This window comes from Variovorax sp. YR216, assembly GCF_900107745.1.
In the GTDB taxonomy this organism is placed as follows: domain Bacteria; phylum Pseudomonadota; class Gammaproteobacteria; order Burkholderiales; family Burkholderiaceae_C; genus Variovorax.
Map to the genome: position 1 here is coordinate 991,856 of NZ_FNRO01000002.1, position 10,298 is coordinate 1,002,153.

Sequence of the window (10,298 nt, forward strand, 5' to 3'; positions counted from 1 at the left end):
AGGACACGCTAGTACCGAGCAAGGGGGCTATATGAACACCATCGCCTCCGCCCAGACGCTGGCGCAGAAGCTGATCGCCCGCGCGAGCGGCCGCGAAAGCGTGGCCGTCGGCGAGATCGTCACCTCCGCGGTCGATCTGGCGATGTTCCACGACTCGTCCGGCCCACGCCGGCTCAAGCCGATGCTGGAAGAACTCGGTGCCGGGATCTGGGACCGCTCACGCGTCGTGCTCGTGATGGATCACTACGTGCCCGAACGCGACGAAGATTCGCGCCGCATCGTTCGCATCGCGCGCGAGTGGGCGCGCGACCAGCAGTTGCCGCACGTCTACGACAGCCAGGGCATCTGCCATGTGGTGGTGCCGCAGCACGGGCACATCCGCCCCGGGATGATGTGCGTGGGCGGCGATTCGCATTCGCCGACCGGCGGGGCGTTCGGCGCGTACATGTTCGGCGTGGGCAGCACCGAGATGCTCGGCGTGGTGGTCACCGGCGAGATCTGGCTGCGTGTGCCAGAGACCATCCAGATGTGGTGGGACGGCGTTTTGCCGAAGGGCGTGACCGCCAAGGACATGATGCTGCACATGATCGGCCGCTTCGGCATGAACGGCGGTCGCTACCAGGCGGTGGAGTTCTGCGGACCGGCAGTGACCGCACTGTCGATGCAGGAGCGCATGACCTTGTCGAACATGAGTGCCGAGCTCGGCGCACAGGTGGGCCTGATTGCGCCCGATGCGACCACCGCCGCTTTCCTTGCCGGGGCGGGCGTACCGCACGTCGACACCCGGCCCTGGTTCACCGACGAGGATGCCGAGTTCACACGTCATCGCTTCAACGCCAGCACGCTGGAACCGCACATTGCCGCGCCGCACAGCCCAGCCAATTCGCACGGTGTGAGCCGTTTTTTGGGCATGCCGATCGACATCGCCTACATCGGCGCATGCACCGGCGCGAAGCTCGACGACCTTCGCGCGGCTGCGCAGGTGCTGCGGGGACGCAAGGTTGCAAAGGGGGTGCGGCTGATGGTGGCGCCGGCCAGCGTTCGCGACCAGAAGCTGGCGCAAGAGGAGGGCGTGCTGCAGGCGCTGACCGATGCGGGCGCGGAGCTGTTCCCGACCGCGTGCGGCGCATGCTCCGGATACGGGGATCCAATGGGCGATGACGTGACCGTCATTTCCACCACCGCGCGCAACTTCAAGGGGCGCATGGGTTCGCCGACCGCGCAGGTGTATCTGGGCTCGCCCTATACCGTTGCCGCCGCGGCATTGCGCGGCAGCGTCGCCGATCCGCGGGAGGTGCTCGCATGAGCGCCGCGCGGCCGCCCGAAGGCGCTCGCACCGCAGTGCGGAGCACGGAGGTTCCTCAATGAACGCGCCGAACCTCCACCGCGTCTGGCGTCTCGGCGCCGACATCGACACCGACGCGCTCGCGCCGGGCCACGCGATGAAGCACGGCATCGACACCATCGCCCAGCACTGCCTCGAAGCCATCCGCCCCGAGTTCGCGCGCGATGTGCGCCCGGGCGACGTGATCGTGGCCGGTCCGAACTTCGGCATCGGCTCGTCGCGCGAGCAGGCGGCCGCCGTGCTCGTGAAGCTCGGCGTGGCTGCCGTGATCGCACCGGCCTACAGCGGGCTCTTCTTCCGCAATGCGTTCAACCTCGGCCTGCTCCTGTTGACCTGCCCGCAGGCCGAGATGCTGGGCGAAGGTGTCCGCATTGAAATTGACGCCGCAACGCCCGCGGTGATTGCGCCGGACGGCACGCGCCTCGCATGCGAGCCGGTGCCTTCGTTCCTGATGGACATGGTCCGCGCCGGCGGACTGTTGAACCAGCTACGCCAGCGCGCTGGCAAGAAAGCAAGTCATGCCTGATCCCTCCCACATCCCAGCGATCGACCCTGTCACGCTGGCCGTGCTTCGCGGCCGGCTCGAACAGGTGGCCGACGAAATGGACGCGACGCTCTATCGCAGCGCGTTCAACCCCATCATTGCCGAGGCGCACGACGCCTGCCACGGGCTTTACGACGCCGCCACCGGCGACACGCTGGTGCAGGGCAAGTCCGGCCTGCCGGTGTTCGTCGGCGCGATGGCCTTCGCCGTGCGCGCGACCGCGAAGGTGGCCGAATCACGCGGCGGCATGCAGGACGGCGACATCTGGATCAGCAACGACGCCTACGACGGCGGCACGCACGCGAACGACTTCAAGCTGGTGCGGCCCTTCTTCCGCAACGGCCAGCTCTACTGCCACATGGCTTCGGCGGCGCACTGGCACGACGTCGGTGGCGCGGTGCCCGGCAACTACAACCCGGCGGCCACCGAGTGCTGGCAGGAGGCGGTGCAGATCCCGCCGGTGCGCATCGTGCAGGGCGGGGTGCTCGACCGCGACGTGCTCGCGATCCTGCAGGCCAACACGCGCCTGCCCGACAGCCTCTGGGGCGATCTCAATGGCCAGCTCGCCGCGCTGGAGCTCGGCGCGAAGCGGCTCCACGGCCTGCTCGACGAATACGGCGACGACCTCGTGCTGCAGGCGCTCGGCGAACTGCGCAGCCGGGCGCTGCGGCTGATGCGCTCGCACATCGCCTCGCTGCCGGATGGACGCTACAGCTTCGAGGACGTGCTGGACAACGACGGCATCACCCCCGAACCGCTGACGATCGCACTGGACATGACGGTCTCGGGCGACCGCCTGCTGCTCGACTTCTCGCGCACCTCGCCGCAATGCGCGGGGCCGGTGAATATTTCGCGCGCGACTGCGATCGCGGCCTGCTATGTGGCGCTCAAGCACCTCTTTCCCGACGTGCCGGCGAACGCGGGCGTGCTCGATGCGGTCGACTTCGTGCTGCCTGACCGGCTCGTCATCAGCGCCGAACGGCCGAGGCCGGTGGGCGGCTACACCGAAACCATCCTGCGGATGATCGACGTGATCTTCAGCGCCGCGGCGAAGGCCGATCCGAAACGCGCGGTGGCGCAGGCCTACGGCACCATCAATGCGCTGTCGATCGCCGGCCTGCGCAGCGACGCGGGCCGCGAAGGCCAGCGCTGGGTGATGTTCAGCTTCTTCGGTGGCGGCCATGGCGCGCACTCGGGCGGCGACGGACTGTCGCACGGCAATGCGCCGATCTCCACTGCGACGATCCCGCCCCTGGAGATCCTCGAAGCGGCCTATCCGGTGCGCTTCACCGAATGGTCGCTGCGCGCGGATTCCGGCGGCGAAGGCCAGTATCGCGGCGGTCTGGGCGCGGTCTACGAGATCGAACTGCTGGAGAAGGACGCCGAGGTGTTCGTCTTCGGCGAACGCGGCACCTCGCCGCCCAAGGGCATCGCGGGCGGCGGCCCGGGCGCGCTCAACGTCTTCCGCTACCAGAACGAGGGCACCTGGCATGTGCCCCCGATGGTCTCGAAGATGCGCGGCATCCGCCTCGTGCGCGGCGAGCGCGTGCGCCTCGAAACCCCCGGCGGCGGCGGGTGGGGGAGCGCCGCGGAGCGACAGCCCGAACAGCGCGAGCGCGACCGGGAAATGGGTTACGTGACCACCGGCGCCGCTGCAGGCAGGAAAGCATCCGAATGACTTCGAAACAACCATCTCTCGTCGTCGGCGTGGACGTCGGCGGCACCTTCACCGACCTCTTCGTGCTCGACGAGGCGAGCGGCACCGCGCGCATCGTCAAGGTGCCTTCCACGCGCGGCGAAGAGGCGCGCGGCTTCATGAACGGCGTGGCGCGCGTGGCCGATTCGGCCGCGGCGATCGCGACCATCGTGCACGGCACCACGGTCGGCACCAATGCGTTGCTCGAACGCAAGGTGGCACGCACCGGCATCATCACCACGCGCGGCTTTCGCGATGTGCTGGAGATGCGCCGGCGCGATCGCCCGCAAACCTGGGGCCTGCGCGGCAGCTTCACGCCGGTGGTCCCGCGCGATCTGCGGCGCGAAGTCGACGAGCGCGTGCTGGCCGACGGCACCTTGCACACACCGGTCGACCTCGACCAGGTGCGCGCCGAGGCGCGTGCGCTGCTCGACGCGGGCTGCGAGGCGGTCTGCGTGTTCTTCATCAACACCTACGCCAATCCGGAGAACGAGCGGCGGGCGGTTGCCGCGGTGCGCGAGATCTGGACCAACGCACACGTCACGTCTGCGAGCGAAGTGCTGCCGGAGATTCGCGAGTTCGAGCGCTGCTCGACCGCGACGCTCAATGCCTCGTTGCAGCCGGTGGTCGGTGGTTATCTGTCGCGCCTCGAATCCGACCTGCGCGGGCAGGGCTTCGGTGGAGAACTGCTGGTGGTGCAGAGCAACGGCGGCGTGATGTCGCGGCAGACCGCGAGCGATTTGCCGGTGCGCACTGCGCTGTCTGGTCCGGCAGCGGGCGTGATCGCCTGCGCGGCCATCGCGCGCGCCGCGGGCTACCCGAACGCGATCACCGGCGACATGGGCGGCACCTCCTTCGATGTGTCGCTGGTGGCCGATGGCGAAGCGGCGCTCGCGGCGCAGACCGCGATCGAGTTCGGCATGGTGATCCGCTCGCCGATGATCCAGATCGAGACGATCGGCGCGGGCGGCGGCTCCATCGCGTCGGTGGATGCGAGCGGCATGCTCCAGGTCGGCCCCGAATCGGCGGGCAGCATCCCCGGTCCGGCGTGCTATGGGCGCGGCAACATGCGGCCGACGGTGACCGATGCCAACGTGTTGCTGGGCCGCATCGCCGCGGACCGGCCGCTCGGCGGCGGGCTGCTTGCGGCGCTGGATGCGGAGAAGTCGCGACAAGCCATCGAAGAGCATGTGGCAAGGCCACTCGGGCTCGATGTGCATGCGGCGGCGGAGGCGATTCTCACTGTCGCGAACGCGCGAATGGCGGGCGCAATCCGGTTGGTGTCGATCGAGCGCGGCCACGATCCGCGCCGCTTCGCCTACATGCCTTTCGGCGGCGGCGGCGCGCTGCATGTGTGCGCGATGATGCGCGAGGTCGGCGTCGGCACGGGCATCGTGCCCCGCTATCCGGGCGTCACCTCGGCGCTGGGCTGCGTGATCGCGGACATGCGGCATGACGCGGTGCAGACCATCAACCGCCCGCTCACCGAAGTGGACGTGGCCGACTTGCAGCGGCGCATCGACGAACTGGCCGCCGCGTGCCAGCGCCGCCTCGATTCGGCCGGCGTGCGCTTCGAGGCAGTGCGCGAGGTGATCGCGCTCGACATGCTCTACGCGGGGCAGACGCACACCTTGCCGGTCGAACTGACGGACGCGCGTAGCAAGCCATTGACGGTCGATTCGATCCGTGTGGCTTTCGAGGCGGCCTACGCCACGGCCTTCGGGCGCGTGCTTGACGGCATCCCGATCCGTGTGATGAACCTGCGCTACGCGCGCATCGGGGTGCGGCCCAAGTTCGATCTGGCTGTGCTCGCGCCCGAAGGGGCCGGCAGCGTTGCGCCGCTCGGCACGCAGCGTGTGTTCCACGAAGGCAAGTGGCACGACGCTGTGCGCTATGCGCGGCTCGAATTGCCGGTGGGCACGCGCATCGACGGGCCGGCGATTCTCGAACAGCCCGATACCACCGTATGGCTCGAACCCGGCTTCCACGCCGAGGTCGATGCGCACGGCAACCTGTTGGTAAGACCGTCATGAGCGCGGGCGCACCCCTCGTCGGCGCGAAGGCCGCGCTGGTCATCATCGATCTGCAGAACGATTTCCTCGATCCGAAGGGCGCGTATGCGCGCGGCGGCGACAGCAATCCGCCCGCGCTGCTGCTGCCTGCGCGCGTAGCGGAAGTCGCGCGATCGCTCAAGGCAAAGGGCGGGATGGTGGTCGCGAGCCAGTTCACGCTGTGGCCCGATGCCTCGGGCGAGCCGATGGTCTCGCCGCATCTCAAGGCCCTGCGGCCATACCTGCAGAAGGGCGATTTCGCACCCGGAAGCTGGGGGCAGGCGAATGTCGATGCGCTCGCGGGGCTGGTCGATGTCTCGGTGTGCAAGGTCGCGTATTCGGCCTTCTTCAACACGCAGCTGGACTGGGTCCTGCGCCGCGCTGGCATCGAGTCTGTCGCGGTGTGCGGCATCGTGACCAACGGCGGCGTGGCCAGCACGGTGCGCGATGCGCACATGCGTGACTACCGAACGCTGGTGTTGTCCGACGGCTGCGCAGCCTTCGGCGAAGAGCGGCACCAGACGTCGCTGGCCGACATGCGCAACGTGGCCGAGGTCACGGACTGCGCGGCCTTCATTCGGTCGCTGGGGTGATGATGGCGGACGGATCTGCGCGCCGCATCCGGCGTGCTTCATCGATCGACGCGGAGGCGCAGGTGCCGGTCGCGATCATCGGCGGCGGCGCCTGCGGACTCACCGCCGCGCTGATGCTGGCCGATGCGGGCGTCGAGTGCGTCGTGCTCGAACGTGATGCGGCGCCGAGCGGATCGACGGCGCTGTCTTCGGGATTCATCCCCGCGCCTGGCACGCGCGTGCAGCGCGAGCACGGCGTGACCGGCGACAGCCCAGAGCGCTTTGCGGCCGACATCCAGGCGAAGGCGCATGGGCGCGCGTCGCCGGTGCGGGTCGATGCCTATTCGAAAGCGGTCGGTCCGGCGCTGGATGCGCTTCAGGCGCGCCATGGCCTCGAGTGGATCCTGCTCGACGGCTTTCTCTATCCCGGCCACAGCGTGCACCGGATGCACGCGTTGCCGCAGAAGACCGGTGCCGCGTTGATGGCGCGGCTGCAGTCGGCGGCCGAAGCGGCTGGCGTCCCCGTGCTGACGCAGGCAGTGGTCGATACGCTCGTGGTGAATGGGGACGATCGCGTGATCGGCATCGAGTACCAGCGGCCGGACGGGCAGCGCGAGACACTGGGCTGCGATGTGCTGCTGCTGGCCTGCAACGGCTTCGGCGGCAATGCCTCGATGGTGCGCGAGCTTCTGCCCGAGATGGCCGAGGCCACCTTCGGCGGCCATGTCGGCAACGACGGCAGCGCAATCCTCTGGGGCGAAACGCTCGGCGCGCGGCTGCGCGATCTCGGCGGCTACCAGGGGCACGGCTCGTGGGTGACGCCGCAGGGCGCGCTGATGTCGTGGGCGGTGATGATGGAAGGCGGCGTGCAGGTCAATCGCGAAGGCCGGCGCTTTCACGACGAGACCCTGGGCTATTCCGAAGCCGCGGTGCATGTGCTCGCGCAGCCGGGCGGCATCGCGTGGAATGTGTTCGACGCGCCATTGCTCGAACTGGCGCGAGGTTTCCCCGACTTCTGCGATGCGGAGGCTGCCGGTGCCTTGCGACGCTGCGAAGCGCTCGCCGATCTGGCGGCCTGCATCGGCTGCGATGAGGCAGTGCTTGCGCGCACGCTGTCTGCCTTGCACGAGAAGCAACCGCAGCCCGACGGCCGCGTGTTCTCGCGCGGCCTCGAAGCGCCGTATTTCGCGGTGAAGGTGACCGGCGCACTGTTCCACACGCAGGGCGGGCTCGACACCGGCGATGACATGCGCGTGCTGGATGCGGACGGCAAGCCCTTCGCGAACCTGCTTGCCGCGGGCGGCGCGGCCGGCGGCGTTTCGGGTGATGCGGTGTGGGGCTATCTCTCCGGCAACGGATTGCTGAGCGCGGTAGCCGGTGGCTACATCGCGGCACGGACGGCTGCGGCGCTCGTGACTTCAAGGGAGTGATGAAATGACCGACAACACGTTCAAGACGCGCCTTGCGTCGAAAGACATCGTTCTCGCGCCCGGCGTCTACGACGCGCTGAGCGCGCTCGTCGCCGAGCAGGCGGGGTTCGAGGCGCTCTACCTTTCCGGCGCATCGATCGCCTACACGCGGCTGGGCCGATCGGACATCGGCCTCACCACCTTCACCGAAGTTGCCGACACGCTCGCGCGCATCACCGAGCGGGTGAACCTGCCGGTGATCGTCGATGCCGACACCGGCTTCGGCAACGCCCTCAACACCCAGCGCACCGTGCGCGGCTTCGAGAGGGCCGGCGCGGCGATGGTGCAGATCGAGGACCAGACCTTCCCGAAGCGCTGCGGCCATCTCGACGGCAAGGCGGTGGTGCCCGCGCGCGAGATGGTCGGCAAGCTCAAGGCGGCGCTGGATGCGCGCGCCTCCAGCAACACGCTGATCCTCGCGCGCACCGACGCGGTCGCGGTCGAGGGGCTCGACGCCGCGCTCGATCGCGCGGAGGCCTATCTCGAATCGGGGGTGGATGCCCTCTTCATCGAGGCGCTGCGTTCGCCCGAGCAGATGGACGCAGCCTGCCGCCGTTTCGCGCATCGCGTTCCGCTGCTGGCCAACATGGTCGAAGGCGGCAAGACGCCGATCCAGGACGCGGATGCCTTGCAGGCGCACGGCTTCCGCATCGCGATCTTCCCAGGCGGCACCGCGCGGGCGGTGGTGCACACGCTGCAGGGCTACTACGCGAGCCTGCACGCGCATCGCACCACGCAGCCCTGGCGCTCGCAGATGCTGGACTTCGATGCCCTCAACGAAGTCATCGGCACGCCGGACCTCATGCGCACCGGCAAACAGTACGAGTAACCGCCCCCAAAGCCAGAAATCCCGCGGAGAGGCGGTGTCCGAGCCACACGAAGTGGGCGAGGCTGGGGGTGAACTCACCTCATGCGCAACGGGCGTACACCAACGCGAGGTAGTCCGTGTGCTTGCGCAGCGCCTCGAGTTGCTGGAGCGTCGTGCCTGTGACGCGGTCGTCCGGGTCGAACTTCAGGCTGCCGTCCGGAAGCAGGACGAAGTGCGTGGCGCCACGTGGCAGCCCGGGGCGGTTTCCCACGTTGACGTAGCCGCAGCCGGCACCGGTGGAACGGTTGTACTTGACGCCCGAGAAGGTCGCGAATCCATCAGGGAGCTGCTTCCGCACGCTGGTCTCGACCTTCCACACCGGAAAGTAGAACCACCACACGCCAAGGCAGCCAACGAAAAGCGCGATCCCGACCAGGGCCGATGCAAGCACTCTCATGTTTCGCTCCTTTGTCCCAGGAGTGAAACATTCTAGTAAAAACGAAAACTTTTGTTTAAGTTTTTCCGCCGACTGAGGCGCCGTTCAGCGGACGGTCGACATCACGGTCGCGCGGCACCTGCGTTGTTCGCTCGGCGCCAGAAGCACGCAGTTGTTGAGCGCGCGTTGCTGCATGTCGCTCAGGCGCGGGCGGGAGGCCGGCGCGCCGTAGTAGCCGGGGGCCGGGGCATAGTAGGCGGGCGGCGCCGGCTGGTAGTAGGCGGGAGGGGCCGGATAGTAGACCGGGGGAGGCGGCTGGTAGTAAGCCGGCGGCGCGGGCTGGTAGTAGGCCGGTGGCGGGGCCACATAGGCGGGCGCAGGCTCGTAGTACACCGGGCCGCCGACGCCGACCGAAACATTCACTTCCGCGTAGGCCGAGACGGCGGGCGAGAGGGCGGTTGCGGCAACAACCGCGGCAAACGCCAGTCTGGCGATCGCAGAGCCAGGAAAGCTCACTGAAATTCTCCGATTGGGGCGAACTTGCCCATTCAGGTTGAAACGTTGCGGACCGGCGCTTGGTGGACAGGTCCAACAATCTGTGACGTCTCGAGTATCCGCGCCCGGCCCGTGGCAGGCAAAAAAAACAGCCCGCACGGGGCGGGCTGTTCGGTCAGTCAGAAGAACGAAGCGGGGCTCAGGGCACGTTCGCCGAGTTCATCTGGAAGGGCTTGCCGGGCAGCGCCATCGCACCGCCGTATTCGGCCGCGGCACCGTTGATCGCGTTGATCGCGCAGCCGGTGGGCCACGGGCAGAGTCCGCCGTCATGGAAAGTCACCTGGCCGTAGCGGTAGTTGCGCACCGCCTTGCCCGTGTAGTCGAGCGCGCTCAGCACGTAGCCCTCGTTGGAGAAGTTGTCCGAATCCTCCACCGCGATCAGGTCCTTCATCTCGCTGTGCTGGATCGTCCGAACGATGCTGCCGCTGTTGCCGTTCGAGGCGAAGCGCACCCAGTTGATCTTGTTGTCGCCACGGGAGGCCACGATGACCTGCTGGTTGCTCGCGTCGAAGGTGGTGTTGGTCGGTTCGCCCTTGGAAGTCGCAAGCGACGTCGGGTTGCGGCCGATACCGGTCACGGTGCCCACTTCGGCGATGTTGCTTGCCGGCGGATTGGCAGTCATGTTCCAGCCGTCGCCCGGCGCGAAGCCGTCCAGGCTGTAGATGTGCAGCGTGCCGTCCTGCGTTGCGATCCAGGCCCGTGAGGCAAAACGCTCGGAGACCGTGGCCTTCACCGCGGTCGGACGCGCGCCCAGCGACACCGTCTTGACCACCGTCGGCTTCTGCGAGGCTTGCACGTCGAAGGTGAACGGCCACTGGTTGG

At 68.2% G+C, this 10,298-nt stretch carries 9 protein-coding genes and 1 pseudogene; 7 read left to right on the top strand and 3 right to left on the bottom strand.

Annotated elements, in window-relative coordinates; genetic code table 11:
• Positions 1–31: 31 nt before the first annotated feature.
• From BLW05_RS09715 to BLW05_RS09745, 7 genes are read left to right on the top strand one after another with little or no spacing between them, the layout of a single operon-like run.
• The gene (locus tag BLW05_RS09715; protein ID WP_093162040.1) at positions 32–1,306 is read left to right on the top strand and encodes a 3-isopropylmalate dehydratase large subunit; all 1,275 of its coding nucleotides are present in this window, start codon (positions 32–34) and stop codon (positions 1,304–1,306) included.
• A 58-nt stretch (positions 1,307–1,364) separates the two neighbouring features.
• Complete coding sequence (locus tag BLW05_RS09720) at positions 1,365–1,871, top strand: LeuD/DmdB family oxidoreductase small subunit (protein WP_093162041.1); 507 nt, start codon at positions 1,365–1,367, stop codon at positions 1,869–1,871.
• Positions 1,864–3,567: a hydantoinase B/oxoprolinase family protein gene (locus tag BLW05_RS09725; RefSeq protein ID WP_093162043.1), complete on the top strand. Its 1,704-nt coding sequence runs from the start codon at positions 1,864–1,866 to the stop codon at positions 3,565–3,567. Before BLW05_RS09720 ends, BLW05_RS09725 begins: the two co-directional genes overlap by 8 nt.
• Positions 3,564–5,618, top strand: a complete 2,055-nt coding sequence (locus BLW05_RS09730; protein WP_093162044.1) for a hydantoinase/oxoprolinase family protein — start codon at positions 3,564–3,566, stop codon at positions 5,616–5,618. Before BLW05_RS09725 ends, BLW05_RS09730 begins: the two co-directional genes overlap by 4 nt.
• On the top strand, positions 5,615–6,229 hold the full coding sequence (locus BLW05_RS09735) for a cysteine hydrolase family protein (protein WP_093162045.1): 615 nt from the start codon (positions 5,615–5,617) through the stop codon (positions 6,227–6,229). Before BLW05_RS09730 ends, BLW05_RS09735 begins: the two co-directional genes overlap by 4 nt.
• Positions 6,230–6,231: 2 nt before the next feature.
• Positions 6,232–7,638, top strand: a complete 1,407-nt coding sequence (locus BLW05_RS09740) for an FAD-dependent oxidoreductase (protein WP_093162186.1) — start codon at positions 6,232–6,234, stop codon at positions 7,636–7,638.
• A 4-nt stretch (positions 7,639–7,642) separates the two neighbouring features.
• Complete coding sequence (locus tag BLW05_RS09745; RefSeq protein ID WP_093162047.1) at positions 7,643–8,506, top strand: isocitrate lyase/PEP mutase family protein; 864 nt, start codon at positions 7,643–7,645, stop codon at positions 8,504–8,506.
• A 79-nt stretch (positions 8,507–8,585) separates the two neighbouring features.
• Here the strand turns inward: BLW05_RS09745 and BLW05_RS09750 are convergent, their stop codons facing one another.
• The 3 genes and pseudogenes from BLW05_RS09750 to BLW05_RS35905 all read right to left on the bottom strand — a co-directional run.
• Positions 8,586–8,942 (bottom strand): hypothetical protein, encoded by a 357-nt coding sequence (locus BLW05_RS09750; RefSeq protein ID WP_093162048.1) that lies wholly within the window; start codon positions 8,940–8,942, stop codon positions 8,586–8,588.
• An 84-nt stretch (positions 8,943–9,026) separates the two neighbouring features.
• Positions 9,027–9,437, bottom strand: coding sequence for a hypothetical protein (locus tag BLW05_RS09755; protein ID WP_143044805.1), 411 nt, complete (start codon positions 9,435–9,437; stop codon positions 9,027–9,029).
• A 178-nt stretch (positions 9,438–9,615) separates the two neighbouring features.
• Positions 9,616–10,298 (bottom strand): annotated as a pseudogene (locus BLW05_RS35905) (hypothetical protein); the annotation flags it as partial.

Bases quoted from the DNA above. Each gene is read 5' to 3' on its own strand.
- BLW05_RS09715 (WP_093162040.1), top strand. From the start codon at position 32: ATGAACACCATCGCCTCCGCCCAGACGCTGGCGCAGAAGCTGATCGCC.
- BLW05_RS09720 (WP_093162041.1), top strand. From the start codon at position 1,365: ATGAACGCGCCGAACCTCCACCGCGTCTGGCGTCTCGGCGCCGACATC.
- BLW05_RS09725 (WP_093162043.1), top strand. From the start codon at position 1,864: ATGCCTGATCCCTCCCACATCCCAGCGATCGACCCTGTCACGCTGGCC.
- BLW05_RS09730 (WP_093162044.1), top strand. From the start codon at position 3,564: ATGACTTCGAAACAACCATCTCTCGTCGTCGGCGTGGACGTCGGCGGC.
- BLW05_RS09735 (WP_093162045.1), top strand. From the start codon at position 5,615: ATGAGCGCGGGCGCACCCCTCGTCGGCGCGAAGGCCGCGCTGGTCATC.
- BLW05_RS09740 (WP_093162186.1), top strand. From the start codon at position 6,232: ATGGCGGACGGATCTGCGCGCCGCATCCGGCGTGCTTCATCGATCGAC.
- BLW05_RS09745 (WP_093162047.1), top strand. From the start codon at position 7,643: ATGACCGACAACACGTTCAAGACGCGCCTTGCGTCGAAAGACATCGTT.
- BLW05_RS09750 (WP_093162048.1), bottom strand. From the start codon at position 8,942: ATGAGAGTGCTTGCATCGGCCCTGGTCGGGATCGCGCTTTTCGTTGGC.